Annotated in this window: 24 protein-coding genes; 17 read left to right on the top strand and 7 right to left on the bottom strand. The window is 72.3% G+C overall.

Annotated elements, in window-relative coordinates:
• Nucleotides 1–12: 12 nt before the first annotated feature.
• Nucleotides 13–198 carry a hypothetical protein gene (locus ACIP5K_RS05390; RefSeq protein ID WP_401405089.1) on the bottom strand — a complete coding sequence of 62 codons (186 nt, stop codon included), beginning with the start codon at nt 196–198 and terminating at the stop codon, nt 13–15.
• Nucleotides 199–411: 213 nt separating this feature from the next.
• On the opposite strand from ACIP5K_RS05390, the gene ACIP5K_RS05385 reads away from it, so the two are divergent.
• Complete coding sequence (locus ACIP5K_RS05385; RefSeq protein ID WP_401405087.1) at nt 412–1,338, top strand: winged helix-turn-helix domain-containing protein; 927 nt, start codon at nt 412–414, stop codon at nt 1,336–1,338.
• A gap of 65 nt (nt 1,339–1,403) precedes the next feature.
• Here ACIP5K_RS05385 and ACIP5K_RS05380 read toward each other — a convergent pair whose 3' ends face one another.
• Nucleotides 1,404–1,595, bottom strand: a complete 192-nt coding sequence (locus tag ACIP5K_RS05380) for a hypothetical protein (protein WP_111665462.1) — start codon at nt 1,593–1,595, stop codon at nt 1,404–1,406.
• A gap of 216 nt (nt 1,596–1,811) precedes the next feature.
• Between ACIP5K_RS05380 and ACIP5K_RS05375 the strand changes: the two genes are divergently transcribed.
• From ACIP5K_RS05375 to ACIP5K_RS05345, 7 genes are all read left to right on the top strand, one after another.
• Entirely contained in the window at nt 1,812–2,696 is an 885-nt protein-coding gene (locus ACIP5K_RS05375) for a winged helix-turn-helix domain-containing protein (protein WP_401405302.1), read from the top strand.
• On the top strand, nt 2,645–3,442 hold the full coding sequence (locus ACIP5K_RS05370) for an HAD family hydrolase (protein ID WP_401405085.1): 798 nt from the start codon (nt 2,645–2,647) through the stop codon (nt 3,440–3,442). Before ACIP5K_RS05375 ends, ACIP5K_RS05370 begins: the two co-directional genes overlap by 52 nt.
• A 114-nt stretch (nt 3,443–3,556) precedes the next feature.
• Nucleotides 3,557–4,450 carry a FadR/GntR family transcriptional regulator gene (locus ACIP5K_RS05365; protein ID WP_401405084.1) on the top strand — a complete coding sequence of 298 codons (894 nt, stop codon included), beginning with the start codon at nt 3,557–3,559 and terminating at the stop codon, nt 4,448–4,450.
• Nucleotides 4,451–4,766: 316 nt separating this feature from the next.
• A complete protein-coding gene (locus ACIP5K_RS05360) occupies nt 4,767–7,028 on the top strand; it encodes a phosphotransferase (protein ID WP_401405083.1) in 2,262 nt (753 codons plus the stop codon).
• Between the two features lie 34 nt (nt 7,029–7,062).
• Nucleotides 7,063–7,479, top strand: coding sequence for a hypothetical protein (locus ACIP5K_RS05355; RefSeq protein ID WP_401405081.1), 417 nt, complete (start codon nt 7,063–7,065; stop codon nt 7,477–7,479).
• On the top strand, nt 7,476–8,123 hold the full coding sequence (locus ACIP5K_RS05350) for a TetR/AcrR family transcriptional regulator (protein WP_401405079.1): 648 nt from the start codon (nt 7,476–7,478) through the stop codon (nt 8,121–8,123). Before ACIP5K_RS05355 ends, ACIP5K_RS05350 begins: the two co-directional genes overlap by 4 nt.
• Before the next feature lie 41 nt (nt 8,124–8,164).
• Nucleotides 8,165–10,207: a HelD family protein gene (locus ACIP5K_RS05345; RefSeq protein ID WP_401405077.1), complete on the top strand. Its 2,043-nt coding sequence runs from the start codon at nt 8,165–8,167 to the stop codon at nt 10,205–10,207.
• A 59-nt stretch (nt 10,208–10,266) separates the two neighbouring features.
• Here ACIP5K_RS05345 and ACIP5K_RS05340 read toward each other — a convergent pair whose 3' ends face one another.
• A complete protein-coding gene (locus ACIP5K_RS05340; RefSeq protein ID WP_401405075.1) occupies nt 10,267–12,672 on the bottom strand; it encodes an ATP-binding cassette domain-containing protein in 2,406 nt (801 codons plus the stop codon).
• Nucleotides 12,673–12,715: 43 nt separating this feature from the next.
• Nucleotides 12,716–13,063 (bottom strand): VOC family protein, encoded by a 348-nt coding sequence (locus tag ACIP5K_RS05335; RefSeq protein ID WP_401405074.1) that lies wholly within the window; start codon nt 13,061–13,063, stop codon nt 12,716–12,718.
• 150 nt (nt 13,064–13,213) lie between these two features.
• On the opposite strand from ACIP5K_RS05335, the gene ACIP5K_RS05330 reads away from it, so the two are divergent.
• The 6 genes from ACIP5K_RS05330 (at nt 13,214) to ACIP5K_RS05305 (ending at nt 17,911) form a co-directional block, all read left to right on the top strand.
• Nucleotides 13,214–14,095, top strand: coding sequence for an RNA polymerase sigma-70 factor (locus ACIP5K_RS05330; protein WP_401405072.1), 882 nt, complete (start codon nt 13,214–13,216; stop codon nt 14,093–14,095).
• 212 nt (nt 14,096–14,307) lie between these two features.
• Nucleotides 14,308–15,300: a VWA domain-containing protein gene (locus ACIP5K_RS05325; protein ID WP_401405300.1), complete on the top strand. Its 993-nt coding sequence runs from the start codon at nt 14,308–14,310 to the stop codon at nt 15,298–15,300.
• Between the two features lie 443 nt (nt 15,301–15,743).
• Complete coding sequence (locus ACIP5K_RS05320; RefSeq protein ID WP_401405071.1) at nt 15,744–16,262, top strand: hypothetical protein; 519 nt, start codon at nt 15,744–15,746, stop codon at nt 16,260–16,262.
• Between the two features lie 140 nt (nt 16,263–16,402).
• Nucleotides 16,403–16,831 (top strand): helix-turn-helix domain-containing protein, encoded by a 429-nt coding sequence (locus ACIP5K_RS05315; protein ID WP_401405069.1) that lies wholly within the window; start codon nt 16,403–16,405, stop codon nt 16,829–16,831.
• A gap of 26 nt (nt 16,832–16,857) precedes the next feature.
• Entirely contained in the window at nt 16,858–17,454 is a 597-nt protein-coding gene (locus ACIP5K_RS05310; RefSeq protein WP_401405067.1) for a hypothetical protein, read from the top strand.
• Nucleotides 17,455–17,566: 112 nt separating this feature from the next.
• Nucleotides 17,567–17,911: a DUF2516 family protein gene (locus tag ACIP5K_RS05305; protein ID WP_401405065.1), complete on the top strand. Its 345-nt coding sequence runs from the start codon at nt 17,567–17,569 to the stop codon at nt 17,909–17,911.
• A 44-nt stretch (nt 17,912–17,955) separates the two neighbouring features.
• Here ACIP5K_RS05305 and ACIP5K_RS05300 read toward each other — a convergent pair whose 3' ends face one another.
• The 3 genes from ACIP5K_RS05300 to ACIP5K_RS05290 all read right to left on the bottom strand — a co-directional run bounded on the left by ACIP5K_RS05300 (nt 17,956) and on the right by ACIP5K_RS05290 (nt 21,919).
• Nucleotides 17,956–19,443, bottom strand: a complete 1,488-nt coding sequence (locus ACIP5K_RS05300) for a SpoIIE family protein phosphatase (protein WP_401405063.1) — start codon at nt 19,441–19,443, stop codon at nt 17,956–17,958.
• A gap of 487 nt (nt 19,444–19,930) precedes the next feature.
• The gene (locus ACIP5K_RS05295) at nt 19,931–21,019 is read right to left on the bottom strand and encodes an NlpC/P60 family protein (RefSeq protein ID WP_401405062.1); all 1,089 of its coding nucleotides are present in this window, start codon (nt 21,017–21,019) and stop codon (nt 19,931–19,933) included.
• Nucleotides 21,020–21,187: 168 nt separating this feature from the next.
• On the bottom strand, nt 21,188–21,919 hold the full coding sequence (locus tag ACIP5K_RS05290) for a class I SAM-dependent methyltransferase (protein ID WP_401405299.1): 732 nt from the start codon (nt 21,917–21,919) through the stop codon (nt 21,188–21,190).
• 311 nt (nt 21,920–22,230) lie between these two features.
• Here ACIP5K_RS05290 and mshA point away from each other — a divergent pair, with 311 nt between their 5' ends.
• The 3 genes from mshA to ACIP5K_RS05275 all read left to right on the top strand — a co-directional run bounded on the left by mshA (nt 22,231) and on the right by ACIP5K_RS05275 (nt 25,904).
• The gene (gene mshA / locus ACIP5K_RS05285) at nt 22,231–23,580 is read left to right on the top strand and encodes a D-inositol-3-phosphate glycosyltransferase (RefSeq protein ID WP_401405060.1); all 1,350 of its coding nucleotides are present in this window, start codon (nt 22,231–22,233) and stop codon (nt 23,578–23,580) included.
• A complete protein-coding gene (locus tag ACIP5K_RS05280; RefSeq protein WP_401405059.1) occupies nt 23,573–24,073 on the top strand; it encodes a YbjN domain-containing protein in 501 nt (166 codons plus the stop codon). The genes mshA and ACIP5K_RS05280 overlap by 8 nt, the downstream gene beginning before the upstream one ends.
• A 160-nt stretch (nt 24,074–24,233) precedes the next feature.
• The gene (locus ACIP5K_RS05275) at nt 24,234–25,904 is read left to right on the top strand and encodes a glycosyl hydrolase family 28-related protein (protein ID WP_401405057.1); all 1,671 of its coding nucleotides are present in this window, start codon (nt 24,234–24,236) and stop codon (nt 25,902–25,904) included.
• Nucleotides 25,905–25,914 lie beyond the last annotated feature (10 nt).

Genomic DNA, 25,914 nt, shown 5'->3' with positions numbered 1-25,914 from the left:
AAGGGAGCCCGGTCAGCCGCTCTGGGCCAGCAGCATGACGAGGGCGACCGCCCCGATGCCGCTGATCATGGTGTTCTTGGCCTTGAGGCCGACGGACAGCAGGATGAAGGCGATGATGCCCACGGGCCCGTACTTCCACTGGATGAGCTGCTCGAATCCGATGGCCAGCGCGGCGACGACGATGGCGAAGACCGGCATGTCCCTACCCCCTTAGGTGGGAGTGGTGACCAACTCTGCTGCCAAAGCGGTGGCGTAGACCAACCTCTGTGGTCGACGCCAACCCCCGTGGTTGTCCGACCATGTCGTCCAAGTTGGTCACCAACTCAATGGTAGTTATCTCCGCTCCACCGCGACTTATAACCATCCTTCCTTCAACTCCCTTGAGATGGCGTGAAGTTGTACCGTTGAACCGTGAGCTTGGAGCATGCCGCCGTCAATGGACGGCCCGTGCCGCCGCGGGCGCAGTGGACGTACCGCGAGGTGGCGGACGAGCTGCGGGCCAGAATCCGCTCGGGGTCGCTGCGCCCGGGCCAACGGATGCCGACGCAGGCGCAGTTGGCCGACGACTTCGGCGTGGAGCGCACGGCGGTGCGCCAGGCGCTGCGCATTCTCCAGTCCGAGCACCTGCTGGCCAATGTCTCGAAGGGCAGCCCGGCCACCGTCGCGGAGGACACCCGGTCCGCGTTCCGCGGGCCCGGCGCACCCCCGCAGCCGACGATGGCCGGGCTCGGCCCGCGGGTCGCCGCCGCCTTCCGGCAGCAGGACGTGGAGATCGACGCCCTGTGCCTGACGTCGGTGTCCCTCACCCTCGCGGTGAACGAGTCGCTGCGGCAGATCCACGCGGGCAGCATGAAACCGGCCAAGGTCCGGGTCCGGGTGCTGATGCCCAGCCGGGACATCGACCTGGCGTTCCCGGCCCCGGCCGCCGACCTGGAGGCCGAGCAGGAGGCGGCCCTGGGCGGGCGGCTGCAACGGCACTGGCTGGCGCACCGCAACGCCCAGGGCCAGGTGCTCAGGCACAACCTGATGGCCCTGCGCGCGACGCACGGCACGGAGGTGCGCGTCGAGTTCCGCGCCCTGCCGTTCACGCCACCGGTCAAGCTCTACCTGCTCAACGGCAACGAGGCGCTCTTCGCCTACTACACACTGAGCAGGCGGGGTGAACAGCTCGACCGCGAGCGGGTCGACGTGTACGACGCGACGGGCGTCCAGCAGATGCTCTTCGCGTTCGAGCAGGGGGCGGGGCCGCGCGACACCACCTTCGTCGAGCAGTCCCACCTGTGGTTCAACAGCATCTGGAACACGATCAGCACGGACCTCACACTGATCGATCCGTGATCCGTGATCCGTGATCCCCGATTGCTGATCCCCGGCCCGGGACCGGGGGCCGGGGGAGCGCGGGGCTAGTGGAGTGCGGGGCCGGCCACCATGATCGCGAGCAGGACGCCACCGATGGAGCTACAGGTGGCGTTCCTCGCCTTGACGCCCACGGCCAGCAGGAGCAGACCGGCGATGCCGGCGGGGCCGTAGTGCCACTGGACGAGCTGCTCGAAGGTGATCACGAAGACGGCGGAGAGGAGGCTCAGGAACGGCATGACGGTTCCTCCTGCATCGGCTTCGGCACGTGCTGGGGCGGGTTGGCCGAGTGCGCGCCATCTGTAACCATCCGGTGCCAAGTTGGCCACCAACCCAAAATTGTTGTCCCCAACTTGCGATGCTGAAAAACAGGTCATCGACAACTCCCGCCAAGTGGAGGGGAGTTGTACCATTTGGTTGTGACCCGGGAGAGCGGGACGGACATGGCGGACACGATGGGCGTCACTCTGAACGGAAACAGGAAGCGCGGAGCCCAGGAGATCGCCGACGATCTGCGCCGCCGCATCAAGGCCGGCGAGCTGCGGGCGGGGGACCGGCTGCCCACGCAGGCGGTGCTGGCCGAGGAGTTCGACGTGGAGCGCGGCACGGTCCGCCAGGCCCTCCAGCTCCTGGAGGTCGACGGCCTGTTGAGCAGCCGGAGCAAGGGCAGCCCGCCGCGCATCGCCTCCGCCGCGACCGCCCCCGACGGGCCGCAGCCCACGATGGTCGCCCTCGCCCCGCGCCTGGTCGAGGCGTTCCAGGCGCCCGAGGTGCGCATCGACGCCGTGTGCATGACCTCCGAGACCCTGATGCTGGCCCTCGGGGAACCGCTGCGGCTGATCCACGAGGGCCGGATGCGCCCGAGCTCCGTCGACGTCCGCATCCTGCTGCCCGGGCGCGACATCGACCTCGCCTTCCCGGTGCCGGTCCCGGACCCCGGCGACGGCACCGACCGCGCCGACGACGTGGCGGTCCACCAGCGCTGGCTGGCCCAGCGCAACGCCCAGGGCCAGGTGCTGCGCCACAACCTCCGCTCGCTGCGCACCTCGCACGGCATCGACGTCCGGGTGACCTTCCGCGCCCTGCCGTTCACGCCCCCCGTCAAGCTCTACCTCCTCAACCACGAGGAGGCCCTGCTGTCCTACTACATGGTCACCAGGCGGGAGGAGGAGATCGACAGCGGCACCAAGCTGGAGATGTACGCGGCGACCGGCACCCAGGCCCTGCTGTTCTCCTTCGAGAAGCGCGCGGGCCACCGGGACCTGGCCTTCGTGGAGGAGTCGCAGAAATGGTTCGACGCGCTCTGGGCAACCATCACGTCGGACCTGACACTCTCCTAGTGACTTCTGATCTGGGGAAGACCGAGCCGGTGGCCGACGCGACAGAATCCCGCGCGGAACTGATCGCCCTGGTGCGGGGAGCGCGGCACGTGCTCTTCGACTTCGACGGGCCGATCTGCCGGCTGTTCGCGGGCCGGCCGGCCCGGAACATCGCGCGCCAGCAGGTGAGCTGGCTGGAGAGGCAGGGGCTCGGCCACGCGCTGACGGACGCGGAGCGCCGGGACCCGGACCCGCACAACGCCCTGCGCAGCCTGGGACAGCAGCGGCCCGCCAGCGACCTGGTCGCGGAGATGGAGAAACGTCTCACGGAGGAGGAGCTGCGCGCCGTCGCCACCGCCTGGCCCACCCCGTTCGCGGACCCGCTGATCCGCACCTGGTCCGCGATGGGCGTCCGGCTGGCCATCGCCACCAACAACTCGCCCGAGGTGGCCCGGCTCTACCTGGAGGGGCGCGGCATCTCCGCCTGCTTCGAACCGCACCTCTACGGGCGCACGCAGGACCTGACCCTCCTCAAGCCCGACCCGTACTGCCTGAACCGCGCGCTGAACGCCCTGGGCGCCTCCCCCGCCACCGCCCTGATGATCGGGGACACCGCCTCGGACCTGCTCGCGGCCCGGGCCGCCGGCGTCGCGTTCCTCGGCTACGCGCGCAACGAAACGAAGCGGGGGGAGCTGGAGGGGGCCGGCGCCGCTCACGTGGTCGGCTCACTCGGAGAGGTGCTGACCATTCTGCTGGAGCGGTGCTGAGCTGCGCGTCCGTCGCACCGGCCGACAAGTCGGTGGAGTTGGCTGCCAACTGGCGTAGAGTTGAAAGGACTTGGTGCAGCGGGGGGTCGGTACTGCGGAGGTGATCGTGTCGTGGTGAACGGCCAGAGGGGACCGTCCCCGCGGACCACTTCCGAGGACATCGCCGACGTACTGCGCGGGCGCATCAGGACCGGCGCGCTCGGGGCCGGCGACCGGCTGCCCACGCAGGCGGCGCTCGCCGAGGAGTTCGGTGTGGAGCGGGGCGCGGTGCGCGGCGCGCTGCAACTGCTGCGGGCGGACGGCCTGCTGACCAATGTGAGCAAGGGCAGTCCGCCGCAGGTGGCCGAGCGGGCCACGACGGTCCTGCCCAGCGGCTCCCGGTCGGCGCGCAGCATCCTCGGCCCGCGGCTGGTCGCCGCCTTCCAGGAGCCGGACGTGCGGCTCGACGCGGTGTGTCTGACGGCGGAGACCCTGATGGTGTCGCTGGGCGAGCCGCTGCGGCAGGTCTTCGAGGGGGTGAGCCGGCCCCGCTCGGTCCATGTGCGCGTCCTGCTCCCGGCGAGCGACCAGCGCCTGGACTATCCCGCGCCGGAGAAGGGGTGGGGCCATGACGACGAGCTCGACGCGGCCCTCCAGCGGCGCAACCGCAATCAGCTCGACGCGCAGCAGCGGGTCCTGGAGCAGAACTTCACGCTGCTGCGCCGGGTGGGCGGGATCGACGTCCGGGCGGAGTTCCGCCGGCTGATGGGCACGCCCATCCGGAAGGTCTACCTGCTCAATCGGCAGGAGGCCCTCATCGGGCACTACATCCCGCAGCGGATCATGCGGGAGGTCGACGACTACGACAACGGCGTTCCGGTGCCGCTGTGCGACGTGCAGGGGTTCGAGACCCCGATGTTCGTCTTCGGCCGGGGCGGCGGCGCCGCGGAGGCGGCCTTCGCGGAGGCCGAGCAGCAGATGTTCGACGGGCTCTGGGAGAACGTGGCGCGGGACTCCGCTCAGGCGTGAGCGCACGCCAGGAGCGCCAGGACCGCGGCGAGGCCCTCCCAGGAGACGGACCGGCCCGCTCCCGGACGCCGGAAGGACACGCGGCAGGCCGGCAGCAGCACGCCCGGGAGGCCGTTCCGGAGCACCTGGCGCACTGAGGGCGCGGAGCCGGGCACGGGACCGGAACCGTTCGGCCGTCGAACGCGGATCTCGGAAGAGTGGCTTTCCCCCGTCGGCGCCGGTCGTTTGCGGCGTACGCCGTGTGCGGCCCTCCGCGGATCGATAGCGTGAGGCGCTTTCCGTCCGCCTTTCCCCGTGGCCATCGCAGGAGACGCCGGTGCCCGCCTCTTCCCCCGCGCATCCGGCCAAGGGTGCGTCGCTGGACGACACCCAATGGGCTGCGCTCATGGACTACGCGCGGAACAAGGGGGCGGTGATGGAGGGCCATCACAACACCAATCGCGTGGTGGACCTGCCGTCCGCCATGGCCGGCTGGTTCGGCGGCGGCCTCGGGGCGCCCGCGCTGGTGACCGTGCGGACCAGGAAGCCGGACGCGCTGCCCGTGGTGATCCGGATGTGGCAGGACGAGGGGCCGGTGCTGGACGCGGTCGGACCGGTGCTGGAGAACGTGCCGCGCTGCCTCGCCCGCCGGGGCGGCGTCGCGGTCCACGACTACGTGCAGGGGGTGCCGCTGTCGCTGACCTGCCCGACCGGCGAGTACCTGGAGCAGGGAATGGTGCGGGCCCTGGCCGGCGAGCTCGCGCGCATGACGCGGGTCCGGGTGGAGGAGCTCCCGCCGCTGCCGCCGCAGTGGGCCGGGCTGAGCCGCGGGCCCGGGCGGAGCGAAGTGTTCCTCAAGTCGCTCGCGCGGGCCGCGGACCGGCAGGTGCGACAGCCCAACTGGGCCGTGTTCAGTGGACTGTTCGCCTCCCTCGGCGTCACCGACCGGGCCCTGGTCCGGTTCGCGGAGCGGGTGCCCGACCTCCACCGCCGCCCCTTCAGCCTGCTCCACGGCGATCTGCACCGCGACAACGTGATCGTCGCGTTCGACCAGCCGAAACGTCCCTTGATCTGTGTGGACTGGGAACTGGCGATGTACGGCGACCCGCTGCACGACCTCGCGACGCATCTGGTGCGGATGCGCTATCCGGCCAAGCAGTGGGACGAGGTCGTCGAGGCGTGGTGCCGGGCGATGGAGGAGGAGGGGCAGGAGGCCGCGACGGAGGGGGTCGGCGACGACCTCGGCCGCTACGTCGACTTCGAGCGCGCGCAGTCCGTGTATCCGGACGTGATGCGGGCGGTGTCCGCGCTCAGCTCCTCGTTCAGCCCCGGCGACCTGGAGCTGGCCGCGCTGGAGGTGCACCGCGCCCTGGAGGCGGCCGAGAAGCCGCTGGGACTGCGCGGCCTGCCCAAGGCGGGCACGATCGAGCAGATGATCCTGCGCTGGTGCAAGGGCCGCGGAGCGCGGTTCCTGTCGAAGGAGCCGGGCGTGCGCTGGGCCTGGGAGCGGGACGCGCGGGTTGCGCTCCGGCCCGACTTCGGCGAGGAGGAGGTGGAGGAGGCGCTGTGGGCGGAGGCGCTGGCCTCCGCACGGCAGGTGTTCAAGGGGGCGACGCACCTGAGCACCGTGGTGAACGTGGCCGGCAGGGACGTCGTCGTGCGCCGCAAGCTGGGGACCGTGACCCTGCGGGAGCCCCGCTTCCTCAAGGAGCACGAGGTGCTGGGGGCGATCGAGGCGGCCGGTGTGGCGGTGCGGGCGCCGCGCGTGCTGGCGCTGGGCAGGAGCGAGCGGGGCGACACCTTCACCCTGCACACCTTCGAGGGCCGCATCGACCCCGGCCACCGGGCCGACCATCCCGAGCAGGGGCTGCTGCCGGGCGAGGCGGACGACCTCGTGGACCAGCTGGACGCCCTGTCGCGGGTCGACACCCGCCCCCTCGACCAGCACCGGGGCAGCGGGAGCTTCTACCGCTGGCTCTGCCAGACGCTCGTCATGATGGTGCGGGACCTGCCGGCCGACTCCGCGCGGGTGGCGAGCAAGCTGGGGCTGCCGGGGGCGCGGTGGCTGAAGATGGCGCTGGCGCCGTACGACGTGACACCACGGGGAAAGGTCCTGCTGCACGGCGATCTCAACCCGTGGAACCTGGTGCGCCTGGGGGAGCGGGGCGAGGGGCATCGGCTGGCGCTGATCGACTGGGAGATGGCCCTGGTCGGCGATCCGCTCTACGACCTGGTCCGGCACATGCACCTGTCCCCTACCAGGCGGGAGATCCGGGACCGCATGCTCCGGCGCTGGTCCCGGCGGCTGCCGCCCCTCCACACCAAGGGCTGGGAGCGGGACCAGGAGACGTACCGGCGGCTCGAGGTGGTCCGTTCGGCCTACGTCGACCTGGACCGGCTGGTCACGGGCGAGGGCCTGGACGCGCCCAACGTCCGCCGGGCCGTCGGCTCGTACGCCAACACCCTGCGCCACGCCCTCCACTACCTGGGATTGGAGAAGGCCGCGCAGGCGTCCCTCGCCAATCCCTACCTTGTGCTCGCCCTGCCGCGCGCCGACCACGAGGACGGGGGCTCGGCCAGGCCGCTGGCGGGGATCTGAGCACCGACGCGGCCCCCGCCAGGGGGAGACGCGGATGCGGAACGACACGGACGGGGCGCGACAGGGCGGGTTCGGGGCCGTGCTGCGCCGGTTCAAGGACCGCTTCGAGCCGGCGATCGTGCGCACGCTGCCCGCCGTCGTCCACGTCACGGGCCTGCTCGCCCAGTTCGTCAGGCCGCTCGGCGACGCCCTGGAGGGCAGCGCCTGCCTGGGCGGCGCCCTGCTCGGCCTGGTCGGGTACGTGCTGGCGGACACCTCGGGCCCCACCCGCCGTGTCGTCCTCCGCGTCATGGTGCCGGACTTCTCCCGGCTCGGGCGGATGGACGTGAGCTGCGCGTACCGCGTCCATCACGGGCCCCCGCTGCACAGGCCGGCCGGGAACCACGGCACCCGGGACGAGGCCGCCGCCGCCTGGGGGAGGGCGGCGGGGCCCGTACCCTCCTCCCCATGACCACCCCACCCCCGCCCGCCTCCCTGCGCGAGCTGAAGAAGCTGCGCACGCGCCAGACGCTGTCCGAGACCGCCATCCGGCTCTTTCTGGAGCGGGGGTACGACCAGGTGTCCGTGGCGGAGGTGGCCGCCGCCGCCGAGGTGTCGAAGCCGACGCTGTTCCGGTACTTCGCGGCCAAGGAGGACCTGGTCCTGCACCGGTTCGCCGACCACGAGGACGAGGCGGCCCGGGTCGTGGCCGGGCGGCCGGCGGGGGAGAGCGCGCTGGCGGCGCTGCGGCGGAACTTCCTGGCCGGGCTGGAGCGGCGGGACCCCGTGACCGGGCTCTGCGACCACCCGGCGGTCCTCGCCTACCAGCGGCTGCTGTACGGGACGCCGGCACTCGTCGCACGGCTGTACGGGTATCAGGAGCGCTCCGAGAAGGCGCTGGCGCGGGCGCTGGGCGGGCCGGAGTTCGAGGCGCGGCTCGCGGCCGGGCAGATCGTCGCGGTGCAGCGCGTGCTCGCCGAGGAGAACGGGCGGCGGATCGCGGCGGGGGAGCGGGCCGACGCGGTCGAGGCGGACGCGGTGCGCGCGGCCGAGCTGGGGTTCGGGCAGCTGGCGCGGGGGCTGCGGTCGGCGGCCACCGCACATGAGCCTCGGTAAAATAATTAACCCGGTAACATTTCTCGGGTATCCTGGGCGGCATGCGCGATGACCCCCTCGACCGCGTGCTCGCCGCCGAGCGCCGCTTCCACGACACCTGCCGGGCCGCCCTCACCGCCATGGTCGAGGGCGCCGACGAGCAGGTCGTCATCGGGGAGAACGCGTCCGCGTCCGGCGCCGACGCCGAAGTGCTCGGCTATCAACTGCGCAGCCGTGCCAAGGAGATGAAGGAGCTGCCGCCGGCGCCGCTGTTCTTCGGGCGGCTCGACTTCGGGGAGCGGGGGGAGCACGCGCGGCAGAGCTATCACGTGGGCCGGCTGCGGGTCAGCGAGGATCTCGCCGCGCCGCCGCTCGTCGTCGACTGGCGGGCACCGGTGTCCCGGGCCTTCTACCAGGCCGGCGTCGGCGATCCACAGGGTGTGGAGGTGCGGCGCCGGTTCGGCTGGGCGCCGGGGAGCGTCGGGGACTCGGCCGATCTGACGAGCCTGGAGGACGAGCGGATCGGGGCCGGGGAGGAGGGCTCCGGGAGCCGCATCCTCGCCGGGGAGATCGAGCGGCCGCGCGTCGGCCCGATGCGGGACATCGCCGCGACCATCCAGCCCGAGCAGGACGACCTGGTGCGGGAGGCGCTGACCGCGTCCGTGTGCGTGCAGGGCGCCCCCGGCACCGGCAAGACCGCCGTGGGGCTGCACCGGGCCGCGTACCTCCTCTACACGTTCCCGCAGCGCGTCCAGCGCGGCGGACTGCTGGTCGTGGGGCCCAACCGGACCTTCCTCTCCTACATCTCCGCCGTGCTGCCCGCCCTCGGCGAGAGCGGGGTGCGGCAGTCGACCGTGGAGGACCTGGTGGGCTCGCCTGCGCTGACCGTGCGGGGCGCGGACGACGAGGCCGCCGCCGTCGTCAAGCACGACGTCCGCATGGCCGGGGTGCTGCGGCGGGCGCTGTACGCGCGGGTGTCGGCGGCCGGGATCGCCGACGGCCTCGCCGTCCCCGATCCGCGCGTCTCCCACCGCTGGCGGGTGCCCGCCGAGGTGCTGGTGCGCATCGTGGAGGACGTGCGCGCCGAGGCGCCGCCGTACGCGGTCGGGCGCGAGCGGGTGCGCAGCCGGGTCGTGCGGTACGTCCGGGAGCGCGCCGAGCGCCGGGCCGTCGAGGTCGACCGCGCCTGGACGCAGCGGATCGAACGCGCGCGGCCGGTGGGCGCCTTCGTGGACGCCGTCTGGCCCCGGGTGCGGGCCGAGGAGGTCGTGCACGGACTGCTCTCGGACGCCGAGGCGCTGGCGCGGGCCGCGGACGGGGTGCTCGACGCGGAGGAGCAGCGGGCCGTGCTGTGGGCGCGGGCGCCGCGCTCGTACAGGTCGGCCCGCTGGTCCGCCGCCGATCTCGTGCTCGTCGACGAGGTCGCCGGGCTGCTCGCGCACCCCGAGGGGTTCGGGCACATCGTCGTCGACGAGGCGCAGGACCTGTCCCCGATGCAGGCCCGGGTCATCGCGCGGCGGGCCGCCTTCGGTTCGCTCACCGTGCTGGGGGACCTGGCGCAGGGCACCGCGCCCTGGGCCGCCCGCAGCTGGGACGGGCTGCTGGCGCATCTCGGGCGGCCGGAGGCGCCGGTGGTGCCGCTGACCGTCGGGTTCCGGGTGCCCGCGGCCGTCGTCGCGCTGGCCAACCGGGTGCTGGAGCGGATCGACGTGGAGGTGCCCGCGGCGCGGTCGCTGCGCGGGGACGGCGAGTTGCGGGTGCGTCGGGTGGACGACGTGGTGGGCGGGGTGGTCGCCGCCGTGCGCCGGGCGCTCGGGTTCGCGGGATCGATCGGGGTGATCGCCGCCGAGGGGGACGCGGGGCGGGTGCGGGACGGGCTCGTCGCCGCCGGGGTGGTGGTCGCCGGGGCCGGGGAGCTGGGGGCGCGGGTCGCCGTGCTGGGGGCGGGGGAGGCCAAGGGGCTCGAGTACGACCACGTCGTCGCCGTCGAGCCCGCCGCCATCGTGGAGGCCGAGGCGCGCGGGCTGGAACGGCTGTACGTGGTGCTGACCCGGGCGGTGTCCCGCCTGGACGTGGTGCACGAGCGGGCGCTGCCGTTCGACTGACGGCCCCGCCCGGCCGATCCCCGTACGCACGGCAGCCGGGCGACCGGCCCTGCGGTCGCCTACGCCCCCACGTACCGCGCCAGATGCTCCGCGGTCAGCGTCGCGCGTTGCGCCACCAGATCGCGCGGCGTCCCCTCGAAGACGACGCGCCCGCCGTCGTGGCCGGCGCCGGGGCCCAGGTCGATGATCCAGTCCGCGTGGGCCATCACCGCGGGGTGGTGCTCGACCACGATCACCGTTCTGCCTGAATCGACCAATCGGTCGAGAAGGCCGAGGAGTTGCTCCACATCGGCCAGGTGGAGACCGGTCGTCGGCTCGTCGATGACGTAGACGGTGCCGGCCCCGGCGCGGCTGCCCGTGCCCGGCTTCTCCGTCATCTGCGTGGCCAGCTTCAGCCGCTGCCGCTCGCCGCCCGAGAGCGTGGTGAGCGGCTGGCCGAGGGTGAGGTAGCCGAGGCCGACGTCGGCGAGGCGGGTGAGGATCCTGTGGGCGGCCGGGGTGCGGGCCGGGCCGTCGGCGAAGAAGGCCCCGGCCTCGGCGACCGGCATGGCCAGCACCTCGCTGATGTCCCGCCCGCCGAGCGTGTACTCCAGGACCGAGGAGTCGAACCGGCGCCCCTCGCAGTCCTCACAGGTCGACGAGACGCCCGCCATCATCGCCAGGTCGGTGAAGACGACCCCCGCGCCGTTGCACGTGGGGCAGGCGCCCTCGGAGTTGGCGGAGAACAGCGCGGGCTTCACCCCGTTCTCCTTCGCGAACGCCTTCCGGATGGGCTCCAGGAGGCCCGTGTAGGTCGCCGGGTTGCTGCGGCGCGAACCGCGGATCGGGGTCTGGTCGACCGTGACGACGCCCTCGGCGCCCTCCTGGAGGGGGATGGCGCCGTGCACGAGCGAGCTCTTCCCGGACCCCGCCACCCCCGTGACGACGGTCAGGACGCCCAGCGGGATGTCGACGCTCACGTCCCGCAGATTGTGGGTGCGGGCGTCCCGGACGGCCAGCTTGCCGGTCGCCTCGCGCGGCGCGTCCTTGAGCGACCTGCGGTCGTCCAGGTGCCGTCCGGTCGTGGTGGCGGCGGCCCGCAGCCCCTCCACGTCACCCTCGAAGCAGACCGTGCCGCCCGCCGCCCCCGCGCCGGGGCCGAGGTCCACCACGTGGTCGGCGATCGCGATGACCTGCGGCTTGTGCTCGACGACCAGGACCGTGTTGCCCTTGTCGCGCAGGCGAAGGAGCAAATTGTTCATGTTGCTGATGTCGTGCGGGTGCAGCCCGGTCGTCGGCTCGTCGAAGACGTACGTGACGTCGGTCAGGGACGAGCCGAGATGGCGGATCATCTTCACCCGCTGCGCCTCGCCGCCGGAGAGCGTGCCCGCCGGACGGTCCAGGGAGAGGTAGCCGAGGCCGATCTCCACGAACGAGTCCAGGCTCTGCCGGAGCGCTTCGAGGAGCGGGGCGACGGACGGCTCGTCCAGGGTGCGCACCCACTGCGCGAGATCCCTGATCTCCCTGCGGCAGGCGTCCGCGATCGAGACCTTCCCGATCTTCGAGGCACGGGCCCCCTCGGCCAGCCGCGTCCCGTCGCACTCCGGGCAGACGGAGAAGGCCGTGGCCCGCTCGACGAAGGCGCGGACGTGCGGCTGGAGCGAGTCGATGTCCTTCGACAGCATCGACTTCTGGATCTTCGTGATCAGCCCCTCGTACGTGAGGTTGACGCCCTCGACCTTGATCCTGGTCGGCTCCTTGTGGAGCAGGTCGTCCAGCTCGCGCGCGGTGAACGAGCGGATCGGCTTGTCGGGGTCGAAGAAGCCGCAGCCGCGGAAGATACGGCCGTACCAGCCGTCCATCGTGTAGCCGGGGACGGTGAGCGCGCCCTCGTTGAGCGACTTGGAGGCGTCGTAGAGCTGCGTGAGGTCGATGTCGGAGACCGAGCCGCGGCCCTCGCACCGCGGACACATGCCGCCGACCCGCTCGTACGTCGCCTTGACCGTCTTCTTGTTGCCGACGGTGATCGCGCCCGCGCCCCTGACCGACGCGGTGTTGAAGGAGAACGCGCTCGGCGGCCCGATGTGCGGCTTCCCCAGCCGGCTGAACAGGATCCGCAGCATCGCGTGCGCGTCCGTCGCCGTGCCGACCGTGGACCGCGGGTCCGCGCCCATCCGCTGCTGGTCCACGATGATCGCCGTCGTCAGCCCGTCGAGGACGTCCACCTCGGGGCGGGCCAGCGACGGCATGAAGCCCTGCACGAACGAGCTGTACGTCTCGTTGATCAGCCGCTGCGACTCGGCGGCGATCGTGTCGAAGACGAGCGAACTCTTGCCGGAACCGGAGACGCCCGTGAACACCGTGAGGCGCCGCTTGGGGATCTCGATGCTGACGTCCCGGAGGTTGTTCTCGCGGGCGCCGTGCACACGGATCAGGTCGTGGCGGTCGGCGTCGTGCGGGCCCGACGCTCTCTCGGCGGTGCTCATGGGCGGGGTCTCTCCCTGGGTCCGGTCGGGTGCAGCCGGGGTGTCAGCTGTCCTGGAGCACGCCCAGCACGTTGCCGTCGGGGTCCGTGAAGGTGGCCACCAGGCGGCCGCCGCCGACGTCGTGCGCGGGCTCCTTCACCATGCCACCCGCGGCGGTCACCTCGGCGAGCTTCGCCTCGATGTCCGACACGTGCCAGTAGGTGACGGGCGACGTCATGTCCGCTTGCGCGCCGTTCGGCACGAGCCCGATGTGCTGCCCCGCCACGTCGAAGCCCACGTAGTACGCCTCGTCCACCTGCGGCGCGGTGCCGAGCAGGGCCGCGTAGACCTCTTTGGCCTTCGCGACGTCGGACACCGGGTGGAGGACGGTCTTGATGCCACTGTTCGTCATGACTGCTCCCGTTTCTGAGTCGGTACGGACGACGCTAACCGCGGCCGGGCCGCGCCGCTTCTCGATTCCTGACCGCTTGCGTCGCCGCAGGTCACAGCGTTTCCCTGGCGCCCTTGTCACAGATGCGCCGCCACCGGTGTCCTTGAGGGCATGACGATCGCATCGGGGTCGCGGGACCCGTTCCTCGTACACCGGAACCTGCTGTTCACCGTCGCCTACGAGATGCTCGGCTCGGCGGCCGACGCGGAGGACGTGGTGCAGGAGTCCTGGCTGCGCTGGTCGGGCGTCGAGCGGGCGCGGGTGGCCGACCCGCGCGCGTACCTCGTACGGATCGTCACCCGGCAGTCCCTCAACCGGCTGCGCACCCTGTCCCGCCGCCGCGAGGACTACGTCGGTGAATGGCTGCCCGAACCGCTGCTGACCAGCCCCGACGTCGCCGAGGACGTCGAGCTGGCGGAGAGCGTGTCGATCGCCGTGCTCACCGTCCTCGAAACGCTCGCGCCCACCGAACGCGCGGTGTTCGTGCTCCGCGAGGTCTTCGCGGTGCCGTACGAGGAGATCGCCGCGGCGCTCGGGAAGTCCGCGGCGGCGGTGCGGCAGACCGCGCGCCGGGCCCGCGCGCACGTGGCGGCGCGCACACCCCGGACGCGGGTGGGGCGGGCGGAGCAGCGCGAGGTCGTGACGCGCTTCCTGGCCGCGCTGCGCACCGGGCGGCTCCAGGAGTTGATGGAGGTCATGGCGCCGGACGTGGTCATGATCACCGACGGGGGCGGGGTGGTGGCCGCGGCGCTGACGCCGCTGCACGGCGCCGGCCTGGTCGCGCGGATCCTCGCGGGCGCGCACGCGCGGGTGAGCGCACTCGGCGTCAGAGGGGTCCTCCTCAACGGCGGGCCCGCCGGCCTGATCGACTTCGACGGCGAGCCGTCGACGGTCAGCCTCGCGGTGGAGGGCGGCCGGATCACCCGGATCTACGTGGTGCGCGACCCCGGGAAACTGACCCGCGTCGACACCCCGGCGGACCTCACCAGATGACGCTCTGACCTGCGCGGACGGGCATTGTCAGTGCCTCCTCCTAGAGTGGGAACGTCACTTGGGGACCACCGGAGGGGGACGCGGTCGTGTCGGTGAACGCAGCGGTGAGTACGCGACGGAGCGGGTCGGGGAACACGCGGGGGAGCGGGTCGGGGACCAGGATCAGGCACAAGGTCAACCATGTCGCGCTGGTGGTCGACTGCTCGGGTTCCATGCGGCCGCACGAGGGCCAACTGGTGCGGGTGGTGGACGAGTTCGTGGCGGGCCTGAAGGCCGAGTCGGACAGCCTCGGCCACGAGACGCGGATCAGTCTCTACTCCTTCGACCACCGGGTGGAGAACCTGGTGTGGGACATGGACGTGAAGCACCTGCCGTCCATGCGCGGCCTGTACGGCGTGAACAACGGCGCGACGGCGCTGATCGAGGCCTCCCTGAAGTCGCTGGACGACCTGGGGCACATCTGGGAGGAGTACGGCGAGCACAGCTTCCTCCAGATCGTGGTGACGGACGGCGAGGAGAACGCGTCGGGCGGGGACCGCCGGCACGACGGCGACATGAGCATCCTCGGCCCCTGGCTGGACCGGATCACGGCGACGATGGGCGCGCTGCCGGACCACTGGACCTCGGCGATCCTCGTGCCGAACTCGCTGGCCAAGCGGACCGCGCAGAACTACGGCTTCCCCGCGGGGAACATCGCGATCTGGGACGCCGATTCGCAGCAGGGCGTCGAGGAGGCGATCGGCACCGTGCGGGCCGCCGCCACCAGCTTCCTGCGCGGCCGGGAGCAGGGCGTGCGCGGCACGAAGAACCTGTTCGCCGTCGGGCAGGACCTGTCGGTGGCCGATGTGCGGGCGAGCCTGGAGCCGATCGCGGCGGACCGGTACCGCCTGCTGAAGGTCGACCGGGAGTGCGCGATACGCGACTTCGTGAACTCGCACCCGGGCGTGAGCTACGAGCGCGGCGCCTGCTACTACCAGCTCGGCACCCGGGTCCAGGTCCAGCCGGACAAGGAGGTCATCGTCGTCGAGAAGGCCACGGACCGCGCCTACACGGGCGACGCGGCCCGCACCCTGCTCTTCGGCACGGGTGTGCGGGGCACGGTCTCGGTGAAGGCGGGCACCAACCCCGAGCTGGAGGTGTACGTCCAGAGCCGCTCGGTGAACAGGAAACTGAAAGCGGGTACGCGGCTGCTCGTCATGATGTGAGGCGGGGTGTCGTGTGACGGGGCACGGAGGTGGTCGCCGGGCCGGGGCCGATGCGTCTTCTTGGCGGCTCCCGAGCCGGGGCGGCCGGTACTCGGGACAGTTCACCGGCGCGAACCGGCTCGGCAGCTCTCGAATCAGGCCGGCGGGAAGTCCGCAGGCGTTGCAGAGCCGTCCTTCGCCGCCCAGCAGCGTCTCGCTGAGTACCAGCTCGACACGGGCCAGGGAACGGGCGGCCACCAGGTGTCCCGTGTGGGCCGGGGGGTCGGCGCGAGGTGCTTGGGGTGAGTCCGACATGTGGGCCGGTGTCCGGATGCGTCCGTCCTGGCTCATGCTTGTTGGCACGTTGGGTCCTTGTCACCGGTAGCAGGGTGGCGCACTCTTGCCGGTCCGAGTACCAGATGAGCGGGGCGTCTGTGACGGGGGCTCCGGATGGGGAGGGGTATATGGACAGGCGTGATCTGGTGGCCTTAGTGGGCCGTCGGACGGCCCTGCGGTACCTGCTGGCCGGGATCGCCGCTTCCGCCGTGTCAGGGTGCGGGAGTCCGGTGGAAAAGGCCATCACGGCGTACGCCAAGGGTTCCTGGAGGTTCACGACCAACGCGGGCTTCGACGGGACACTGACCATCACCGGCGACGGAAAGTGGTCGGAGACCCGCTTGGGCCTCTCAGGCCGTTGGGAGTACGACTCCTCTCGCCTCACGATCATCATGGACGGCGTCGACAGTGAGGGCGCGGATCCCTACCTCATCCCGTCGGTTCCCAAGCCCGCCGAGGAGGCCCTTTCCCGGGAGTACTCCATGAACGGCGGCTGGGCGGACAGCCTCGGCCAGAAGGTGAAGGTACGCAGGGACAAAGAGGACGTGGTCCTGGAGTTCGGCGACTTCTCCGACGGAAACGCGGGTTCCCCCGAACACATCGAGTCCCTGATCTTCACTCTCACCCGTCTGAAAGAAGCGCCCTGAGCTCGGCCGACGCCTCGTCTCGCTGAAGCTGATCGGTGTCACTCGGGCACCCGATGAACCCGGAGCAGCCCACCGTGACGCAGCGCACTATTGCAAGCGCCTGCTTGCAATAGTTAGCGCCGGTGCGGCAGTATCGGGGTATGGCATCGCTCAACGTCGGAAATCTCGGCGAGTACCTGCGCGAGCAGCGTCGCACCGCGCAGTTGTCGCTCCGTCAGCTCGCGGATGCCGCAGGGGTGTCCAACCCGTACCTCAGCCAGATCGAGCGCGGGCTGCGCAAGCCCAGCGCGGAGGTGCTGCAACAGGTCGCCAAGGCCCTGCGGATCTCCGCCGAGACGCTGTACGTGCGCGCCGGCATCCTCGACGCGGAGCGCGACCGGGACGAGATCGAGACGCGTGCGGTGATTCTCGCCGACCCCTCGCTCGACGAGCGCCAGAAGCAAGTCCTGTTGCAGATCTACGAATCCTTCAGGAAAGAGAACGGGAACCACGACGGGAACCACAGCGGTGGACCCGACGACCGCCCGTCCGACGACAGCGGCGATGCCGAGCCCTCAGTTACGCAGTAGTTGATGTGATCCGGGAGGACCACGCCATGGCCATCAAGGACGACCTGCGCAAGACCTTCTCCGACCCGACCCCGCTCTACTTCGCCGCCGGTGCCGCCGAGTTGACGTTCCAGCAGGCGAAGAAGGTGCCGGGGCTCGTCGAGCAGCTGCGGGCCGAGGCGCCCGCGCGCTTCGAGGCCGTGCGCAACACCGACCCCAAGGACGTGCAGGAGAAGGCGACCAGCCGCGCCAAGGAGGCGCAGGCCACGCTCACCGCGAAGGTGAACGAGTTCGTCGCCGGCCTCGACACCGACCTCAAGAAGATCGGTGAGTCGGCGCAGGAGTTCGCGCTGCGCGGTGTCGGCATCGCCGCCGAGGCGGCCGTCCGGGCGCGCGAGACGTACGAGAAGGTCGCCGAGCACGGCGAGGAGACCGTGAAGGGCTGGCGCGGTGAGGCGGCCGACGAGATCGTCGAGATCGCCGGTGCCGTCGAGCCCGACCCCACCCCGGCGCCCGCGGCCCCGGCCGCCGCCGACAAGCCCGCGACGGCGAAGCGGACCGCCGCCGCCCCCAAGAAGACGACGGCGAAGAAGACCCCCGTCACCAAGAAGGCCGACGAGGGCACCACGCCGTCGGACAAGTAGCGCCCTCGTCGACGGGCCGGGCACGGATCGCGTGCCCGGCCCGTTGTACGGGTACGGTGACCGCAATGACGGGGCGCCGCGGCGCAGGCAGGTCGATTCAGGTGGTGGCGTTGTGCTGATGCAGGGTTTCAACAGTTTCTTGTCGCTGCTGAACCTGGCGCTGATCCTGTTCAGCGGCTTCGCGCTGGTCGACGCGGCGATCCGGCGCGAGGACGCGTTCCGGGCGGCGGACAAGAAGACCAAGCCGTTCTGGCTGATCGTTCTCGCGCTCGCCTTCGTCGTGAACTGGATCTTCGGGATCCTGTCGTTCCTGCCGATCATCGGGCTCATCGCGACGATCGTGTACATGGTCGACGTGCGGCCCGCCGTCCGGCAGATCAGCGGGGGCGGTGGCGGCCGCAAGGGCCGCGGCTCCAGCAGCGACGGCCCGTACGGCCCGTACAACGGCGGGCGCTGAGCCTCCCCGCCACGCCCAGCCCCGCCCCGGGGCCGGTCGGCCGGTCAGCGGTCCAGCAGCAGGACGGCCACGTCGTCGGTCAGCTCGCCGCCGTTGAGGTCGCGGACCTCGTTCATCGCGGCCTCCAGCAGCTCCTCGCCGCTCAGGCCCTCGGCCTGCTGGCGGCGGATCATCGCCACCATGCCCTCCTGGCCGAGGCGCTGGTTCCCGACGCCGATCCGACCCTCGATCAGGCCGTCCGTGTAGAGCATCAGGTTCCAGGACGGGCCCAGCTCCACCTGCATACGCGGCCAGCGGGCCTTCGGCAGCAGTCCGAGGGCCGGTCCGCTGTTCTCGTACGGGAGCAGGGTCGCCGGCCGTCCCGGGCTCGCGATCAGCGGCGAGGGGTGGCCCGCCAGGCACAGCCCGGCGCGGCGGCCGTCCGGCGCGATGTCCACCGTGCACAGCGTCGCGAAGATCTCGTCGTCGGACCGCTCGTGCTCCAGGACCCGCTGGAGGGTGGAGAGCAGTTCGTCGCCGCACAGGCCCGCGAAGGTCAGCGCCCGCCAGGCGATGCGCAGCTGGACGCCGAGCGCCGCCGCGTCCGGGCCGTGCCCGCAGACGTCGCCGATCATCGCGTGGACCGTGCCGTCGGGCGTGCGGACCGTGTCGTAGAAGTCGCCGCCGAGCAGCGCGCGGGAGCGGCCGGGCCGGTAGCCGGACGCGAACCGCAGGGTCGATCCGTCGAGCAGCGGCGTCGGCAGCAGACCGCGCTCCAGGCGGACGTTCTCCTGGGCGCGCAGCCGGGACTCGGTGAGCTTGCGCTGGGCCACGTCGCCGCGCTTGCGCTCGACGGCGTAGCGGATGGCGCGGCCGAGGAGCCGGCCGTCCAGCTCGTCGCGGAACAGGTAGTCCTGGGCGCCGACCCGGACCGCCTCGGCGCCGCGCTCGGCGTCGCCGGACGCGGTCAGCGCCAGGACGGCGTGCCGGGGCGCGAGGCGCAGCACGTGCCGCAGCGTCTCCAGCTCGTCGGCGTCGCTCTTGGCGCCGGGCAGCGCGAGGTCCAGCAGGATGCAGTTCACGTCGTGCGTGAGCAGCCGCTCGGCCTCGGTGAGGTTGCGGGCGGTGCGTACGCGGATCGGCTTGCCCGCGGCGTCCGGCATCTCCGGCACGGTGAGGGACCCGGTCGGATCATCCTCGATGACCAGGAGCGTGAGGCCGGTGGCCGGGCCGCCGCCCTGTCCGGTGCTCGGTCCGGTGTTCCGGCCGCTGGTGGGGCCGCTGATGGGGCCGCTGATGTCCTCTGTGGCCATGGCGCCTGTGGTGGTCTCCGTGACGTCCGTGGTGCCGAGGGCTCGGGTCGTGGTGATGCTGGTGCCGGTGCCTTTCGCGGGCGTGGGGCCGGCCGGATCGGGGCCGGTGGTGGGGTGCGCGGCGGTGTGCGGCGCGGAGGTCCGGCCGGCCGGTCCGGCGGACGGTGTCGTGGACGCAGCAGGAGCCGGACCGCTTTCCGCGGCCGGGATCGCTCTCTGCCGCGGTACGGGTACGGGCATCGCTAGGTTTCCTTCCCTCCCCCCGAGGGCGCGGTGGGACGAAGGTCCTCGAACCACCGACGGGGACCATAGCGTCAGCCGCCGCCCCAACGGAATGGTGAGCGGCGGCCGGCCTCCGTCATATGCCGTGCCCGGGAGCAGAATTGGGCAGGTTCCGGCCCTTGGGGGCCGGATGGGGGATGACGAAGATCACGTCGGTCCGGTGGAACTGGGGTGAAGGAAGTGTGATGCGTCACGTGGGGTGCGCCACGCGGCGCCGCGCGGTGTCGCGGAGGGGTCCCCGGGGGCGCCGGGGGGTGTCACGGAGGGGTGCCGGGGGGTGTTGCGGCGGGGTGTCCACCCAGCCCCAGAGCCACCCAGACCCAGAGCCACTCAGACCCAGAGCTACCCAGAGCCACCCCGGGCCGCTCAAGGCCACCCTAGGCAGCCCCGGCCCGACAAGCCCCGGCAAACCCCGACAAGCCCCGACAGGCCCGCCCCGCCCCTGTCACGCGTCCGGCCGGACGACCCCCAGGATCGCCATGGAACCGGCTCCGGCCACCGTCACCGTGCGTCCGGGGCGCGGGGCGTGGATGATCGCGCCGTCGCCTATGTACATCCCGACGTGGCTGGCGTCGCCGTGGTAGATGATCAGGTCGCCGGGCCGCATGTCCTTGATGTCGACGCGCTCCAGCTGCTTCCACTGCTCCTGCGAGGTGCGGGGGATGCCGTGCCCGGCCGCGGCCCAGGCCTGGGAGGTGAGGCCCGAGCAGTCGTACGACTTCGGTCCCTCGGCGCCCCACACGTACGGCTTGCCGAGCTGGGCGGTGGCGAACTGGACCGCCTTCTTGCCCGCGGGCGTGGCCCGGCCGTCGATCTCCTTCAGGACGCCCGAGGAGAGCCAGGCCGTCTGCGCCTGCTGCTCGGCCTGCTCCTCCAGCTTGCGCAGCCGCTCGCGCTCCTTCTTCTCCAGTCGGCTCTCGAGCGTCTGAGCCTCCTGGATCTGCTTCTCGATCCGCTTCTTGGCCGCGGCCTTGTCCTTGGCGCCCTCGTCCAGCTCTTTCCACTTGGCGGAGGCGTCGTCGGCGTAGCGCGCCAGCTCGTCCTGGGCGTCGGCCAGTTGGGACATCAGGTTCTTCGTGGCCTGCTGGCCCTGGTACATCCGGCCCGCGTTGTCCAGGAACTGCTGGGGGTTGCCGGACAGCAGGAACTGCGTCTCGCGCGGGATCCCGCCCGTGCGGTACTGCTCGCGGGCCACCGCGCCCGCGCTGCTCTTGAGGTGGTCGAGGCGGCGCTGCCCGGCGGCGATCTTCTGGGCCAGCTCCACGATCGCGTCGGACTGCTTGTCGGCCTTCTCCTCCGCCGCGTTGTACTCGTCCGTCGCCACCGCCGCGTCGTGGTACAGCTTGTCGATCCGCGCGCGGACGGCCTCAAGGTCCTTGGTCTTCAGGTCCTTGCTCTTCAGGGCCGCCGCGGGCGTGGTCGTGGGTGACGGGGCGGGCGGAGGCGCCGCGTACGCCGCGCCGGGCGCCGCCAGGACGGTCACGGCGCACACCAGCGCCAGGGCCGCCATCGTCGTCGTGCTCCGCTTGCTCATCCGCTCCGCCCCCACAGCCGAGACCGTCTCAGGATCACCCCGCGGTGAAACCTGATTTACCGTCAGTAACTTGTGCACGTTCGGTGGATGGTGCCACGTGTGCGCCGATTCCGACAGACCCCGGACGATCTGACGAACGGCGCGCCGGGATCGTTCCCGCCGCCCCCGTCAGCCCCGGAAGGCCCCGCCGGGCGCCAAGGCCCCCCAGGCCACGGTGACTTCGCCCTGTCGCCAGCGCGCGGGGGAGTCCACCACCGGCCAGTCGGCCGACAGGGCCCGCGCGGTGCGGATCCAGCGCTGCCGGGCGCCGTACGAGGCGTAGGGGGCCGCCGCCGCCCAGGCCCGGTCGAAGTCGCGCAGGAAGGCGTGCACCGGCTCGCCGGGGACGTTGCGGTGGATCAGCGCCTTGGGGAGGCGTTCGGCGAGGTCGGAGGGGGTGTGCAGGGAGCCGAGCCGGGTCGCGAAGGTCACCGTGCGCGGGCCCTCGGGGCCGAGCGCCACCCACGCGTGCCGCCGCCCGATCTCGTCGCAGGTGCCCTCCACGAGGAGCCCGCCGGGCGCGAGCCGCCCGCACAGCCGCCGCCAGACGTCGGCGACCCGGTCCTCGTCGTACTGGCGCAGGACGTTCGCCGCGCGGATCAGGACCGGCGGCGACTCCAGCGGCACCTCGAACCCGCCGTGCCGGAACTCCAGGCCCGCGCGTTCGTACGGCTTCGCGGCGGCGACCCGGGCCGGCTCGATCTCGATGCCGACCACGCGCGCGTGGGGCGCCGTCTGCCGCAGCCGGGCCAGCAGCTCGACCGCGGTCCAGGGGGCGGCCCCGTACCCGAGGTCGACGGCCACCGGGTCGGCGGCCCGGCGCAGGGCGGGGCCGTGCACGGCCGCGATCCAGCGGTCCATGCGGCGCAGCCGGTTGGGGTTGGTGGTGCCTCGCGTCACCGTGCCTACGGGTCGGGACGGGGTACGCGGGCTCACAGGTACGAGAGTACGCGGCGCGGCCACGCCGAGCCGCCGCGCGGTCTCTTACGGTAATGATTCGGCAAAGTGGAAATGGAGGGCCGCGATCCGATGTTGCCGCTCTTGGAAGAGGGTCTGTGCCCTCTTTCCGCCGTGCCCGCAGCAGAGGCCCGGCGCGGCCGCCGCCGGGCGGGGGCCGAGCCGCAGCAGAGCCGTAGAAGAGCCCGCCAGGGCCGCCAGCAGGAGGACCGCACGTGAGCCAGTACGTGTCCAGGTTCCGCCGTACCGGAGCGGGTGCGGGCCCCGCCCGTCTGCGCTTCCCGGGCGCGCAGCGCCGCCCCCGCCGCGTCGCCATGCTCAGCGTCCACACCTCGCCCCTGCACCAGCCGGGCACGGGCGACGCCGGCGGCATGAACGTGTACATCGTGGAGCTGGCCAAGCGCCTGGCCGCGATCAACATAGAGGTGGAGATCTTCACCCGGGCCACCACCGGCGGGCTGCCGCCGGTGGTCGAGCTGGCGCCGGGCGTGCTCGTGCGGCACGTCGACGCGGGCCCGTACGAGGGTCTGGCCAAGGAGGACCTGCCCGCCCAGCTGTGCGCCTTCACGCACGGGGTCATGCAGGCCTGGGCGGGTCACCGGCCCGGCCACTACGACCTGGTCCACTCGCACTACTGGCTCTCCGGCCACGTCGGCTGGCTGGCCGCCGAGCGGTGGGGCGCCCCGCTCGTGCACGCCATGCACACCATGGCCAAGGTCAAGAACGCCGCGCTGGCCGAGGGCGACACCCCCGAGCCGGCCGCGCGCGTGATCGGCGAGACCCAGATCGTGCGCGCCGCCGACCGGCTGATCGCGAACACGGCGGGCGAGGCCGACGAGCTGATCCACCACTACGAGGCCGATCCCGGCAAGGTCGCGATCGTGCACCCCGGGGTGAACCTGGAGCGCTTCCGCGTCGCCGACGGCCGGGCCGCCGCCCGGGCCCGCCTCGGCCTGCCCCAGGACGCCCTGGTCCCGCTCTTCGCGGGCCGCATCCAGCCGCTGAAGGCGCCGGACATCCTGCTCAAGGCGGTCGCGGTGCTGCTCGACGAGCGCCCCGAGCTGCGCCGGCGGATGGTCGTGCCGGTCGTGGGCGGCCCCAGCGGCTCCGGGCTCGCCAAGCCCGCCGCGCTCCAGAAGCTCGCCGCGCAGCTCGGCATCTCGGACGTCGTGCGGTTCCACCCGCCGGTCGGCCAGGAGCAGCTCGCGGACTGGTTCCGGGCCGCTTCCCTGCTCGTCATGCCCTCCTACAGCGAGTCGTTCGGGCTCGTCGCCATCGAGGCGCAGGCGACCGGGACGCCGGTGCTCGCCGCGTCGGTGGGCGGACTGCCGGTGGCGGTGCGGGACGAGACGACCGGCTTCCTGGTCGACGGCCACGAACCGGCTGCCTACGCGCGCGTGCTGCGCGAATTCGCCGACCACCCCCACCTCGTGGACGACATGGGCGCCGCGGCGGCCCGGCACGCGCAGTTCTTCGGCTGGGACACGGCCGCCGCCACGACGGCCGACGTCTACACCGCCGCGATGCAGGAGCACCGCCGTCACGTACTCTCGCACCATGGCTGACCAGCACCCGGCACACGAGGTCATCGCGGCGTTCCTCAAGGACGCCGAGCTGGAGTGGGAGAGCCCGGAGCCGGGCGCGTACGTCATCACGCTGCCCGGCACGCGCAAGCTGTCCACGACGCTCTCGCTGCGGCTCGGCCGGCACAGCCTGTCCCTGAACGCCTTCGTGATCCGCCACCCGGACGAGAACGAGGCGGGGGTGCACCGCTGGCTCCTGGAGCGCAATCTGCGCCTGTACGGGGTCGGTTACGCCGTCGACCGGCTCGGCGACATCTATCTCACCGGCAAGCTCCCGCTCGCCGCCGTCACCCCCGACGAGCTGGACCGGCTCCTCGGTGCCGTCCTGGAAGCCTCCGACGGCGCGTTCAACACGCTCCTGGAGCTCGGTTTCGCGAGCGCGATCCGCCGCGAGTACGCGTGGCGGGTGGCGCGCGGCGAATCGACCCGCAATCTGGACGCGTTCACCCACCTGATCCAGCGTCCGTCCGCGTAACGCCTCGCTAGGAGCGGCTTTCCGCCGTCAGCCCACTCGCCAGTTCACTGCTGCACGCCTCTGTTCGGTGGCGGGGTCCTCGTGGCATGCTCACGCCCGGCACCTACATGAACACTGTTCATATATCTGTACTCCCGTACGGCGACGAAGGGTGGCAGGGATGCGGGACCTCAGCAGACGGGGCGTTCTGGGCGGGGCGATCGCCGTGGCGGGCGCCGCGGTGACCGGAGCCGGGGCGGGCGCCGCGCAGGCCGCCGGGCGGGCCGCCCCCGCGGGTGAAGTGCCCGGCATCTGGCGGGAGTTCACCAGGACCCCGTACACCCACCCGCAGATCCCCTACGTCGGCCGCGCCGGCCACCGGGCCGGGCGGCGCCGCTTCGAGCGCCCCCGGCGGGTGTTCCGCGCCGAGTCCTACGGCGCGGTCGCCGACGGCGTCACCGACTGCGCCCCCGCGATCAACCGGGCCCTCGTCGCCGCCGGACGGGCCGGCGGGGGCACCGTGCTGCTCGGCGACGGCACGTACCGGATCGACGGCCTCCTCCACATCGGCCACGACCACGTCGTCCTCAAGGGCGCGGGCAGCGCCGCCACCCGCCTCCACGCCACCAGGAGCCTCACCGAACTCGTCGGCGTGTACGGCTCCCGCTACGGCGGCGACAAGTCGTCCTGGTCCTGGGCGGGCGGCCTGATCTGGCTCTGCCCGGAGGACCGGTTCCGTACGCTCACCGACGCGATCCGGGCGAAGGCCTGGCCGTTCGAGGGCTGGACCGGCAACAGGCGCGACGAGTGGCGGACCCTGACGACCGTCGCACCGGCCCGCCAGGGGTCCTGGTCGGTGACCGTCGCCGACCCCGCCCGGCTGCGCGCGGGCGACCTGGTGCTGCTCCGGCTCGCCGACGACGCCGGCCACACCCTGCTGGAGCACATGGCGGGCGGCGGCCCCGGCCCGGAGGGCTACGTCTGGGACGACAAGACCAAGCTGACCTCCTACGTGCCCTACGAGTGGCCCGTGCGGATCGCCTCGGTGCGCGGTCGCCGCGTCACCTTCGAGCGCCCGCTGCCGCTGGACGTGCGCCCCGAATGGGACCCCCGGCTCACCACCCACGTGCGGGCCCTCACCGGCGCCGGGGTCGAGGGCCTGACCCTGGAGGCGGTGCAGACCCCGCAGTCCCCGCACCTGCTCGACAAGGGCTACAACGGCGTCGCGCTGCAATGCACGTACGACTGCTGGGTCGACGACGTCACCGTCCTGAACGTCGACAACGGCTTCGGGCTCGTCGCGGCCTCGGCCTCCACCCTGCGCCGCACCACCGTCGGCGGGCGCGGCGGGCACCACCCGTACTTCTGCCGCGAGGGCTCCCACGACAACCTGATCGAGGACTTCACCGTCGCCGAACGCACGGTCCCCGCCCCGCCCGGCACCCAGCTGCACGGCATCAACGTGGAGGGCCTGTCCTCGTACAACGTCTGGTCGCGCGGGCGCATGGAGATGGGCACCTTCGACTCGCACCGCGGGCTGCCGTTCGCGAACGTGCGCACCGACATCACCGTCGACAACACCGGCCAGCACGGCGGCGACGCCTCGGCCGGTCCGCTGTTCGGGGCGCGCTTCACCCACTGGAACATCAGGGTCACCAATGAGCGCGCCGGTCTCATGAAGATCGACGGACTCGCGCCGTGGAGCGCCACGGTGGGCCTCGACACGGTCCGCGAGTTCGGGCAGATCGACGTCCCCGACTTCCCGGGCGACCTGCACTCCCGCCTGGAGCTGTACGGCACCAGGGACGTCGTCCGGCCGCGCAACCTGTACGACGCGCAACGGCGGTGGTAGCGGGTCCGGG

Source organism: Streptomyces sp. NPDC088785, assembly GCF_044750685.1.
Classification (GTDB): Bacteria; Actinomycetota; Actinomycetes; order Streptomycetales; family Streptomycetaceae; genus Streptomyces.
This window is presented reverse-complemented; position numbering and strand designations above follow the sequence as displayed.

Excerpts from the sequence above, each read along its gene's own strand:
- ACIP5K_RS05345 (WP_401405077.1), top strand. The coding sequence starts at position 8,165 with ATGCGCGATGACCCCCTCGACCGCGTGCTCGCCGCCGAGCGCCGCTTC.
- ACIP5K_RS05275 (WP_401405057.1), top strand. The coding sequence starts at position 24,234 with ATGCGGGACCTCAGCAGACGGGGCGTTCTGGGCGGGGCGATCGCCGTG.
- ACIP5K_RS05320 (WP_401405071.1), top strand. The coding sequence starts at position 15,744 with ATGGACAGGCGTGATCTGGTGGCCTTAGTGGGCCGTCGGACGGCCCTG.
- ACIP5K_RS05290 (WP_401405299.1), bottom strand. The coding sequence starts at position 21,919 with ATGGACCGCTGGATCGCGGCCGTGCACGGCCCCGCCCTGCGCCGGGCC.
- ACIP5K_RS05280 (WP_401405059.1), top strand. The coding sequence starts at position 23,573 with ATGGCTGACCAGCACCCGGCACACGAGGTCATCGCGGCGTTCCTCAAG.
- ACIP5K_RS05300 (WP_401405063.1), bottom strand. The coding sequence starts at position 19,443 with ATGCCCGTACCCGTACCGCGGCAGAGAGCGATCCCGGCCGCGGAAAGC.
- ACIP5K_RS05350 (WP_401405079.1), top strand. The coding sequence starts at position 7,476 with ATGACCACCCCACCCCCGCCCGCCTCCCTGCGCGAGCTGAAGAAGCTG.
- ACIP5K_RS05310 (WP_401405067.1), top strand. The coding sequence starts at position 16,858 with ATGGCCATCAAGGACGACCTGCGCAAGACCTTCTCCGACCCGACCCCG.
- ACIP5K_RS05380 (WP_111665462.1), bottom strand. The coding sequence starts at position 1,595 with ATGCCGTTCCTGAGCCTCCTCTCCGCCGTCTTCGTGATCACCTTCGAG.
- ACIP5K_RS05325 (WP_401405300.1), top strand. The coding sequence starts at position 14,308 with ATGCGGCCGCACGAGGGCCAACTGGTGCGGGTGGTGGACGAGTTCGTG.
- ACIP5K_RS05330 (WP_401405072.1), top strand. The coding sequence starts at position 13,214 with ATGACGATCGCATCGGGGTCGCGGGACCCGTTCCTCGTACACCGGAAC.
- ACIP5K_RS05390 (WP_401405089.1), bottom strand. The coding sequence starts at position 198 with ATGCCGGTCTTCGCCATCGTCGTCGCCGCGCTGGCCATCGGATTCGAG.
- ACIP5K_RS05355 (WP_401405081.1), top strand. The coding sequence starts at position 7,063 with ATGCGGAACGACACGGACGGGGCGCGACAGGGCGGGTTCGGGGCCGTG.
- ACIP5K_RS05340 (WP_401405075.1), bottom strand. The coding sequence starts at position 12,672 with ATGAGCACCGCCGAGAGAGCGTCGGGCCCGCACGACGCCGACCGCCAC.
- ACIP5K_RS05370 (WP_401405085.1), top strand. The coding sequence starts at position 2,645 with ATGGTTCGACGCGCTCTGGGCAACCATCACGTCGGACCTGACACTCTC.
- ACIP5K_RS05295 (WP_401405062.1), bottom strand. The coding sequence starts at position 21,019 with ATGAGCAAGCGGAGCACGACGACGATGGCGGCCCTGGCGCTGGTGTGC.
- ACIP5K_RS05375 (WP_401405302.1), top strand. The coding sequence starts at position 1,812 with ATGGGCGTCACTCTGAACGGAAACAGGAAGCGCGGAGCCCAGGAGATC.
- ACIP5K_RS05335 (WP_401405074.1), bottom strand. The coding sequence starts at position 13,063 with ATGACGAACAGTGGCATCAAGACCGTCCTCCACCCGGTGTCCGACGTC.
- ACIP5K_RS05315 (WP_401405069.1), top strand. The coding sequence starts at position 16,403 with ATGGCATCGCTCAACGTCGGAAATCTCGGCGAGTACCTGCGCGAGCAG.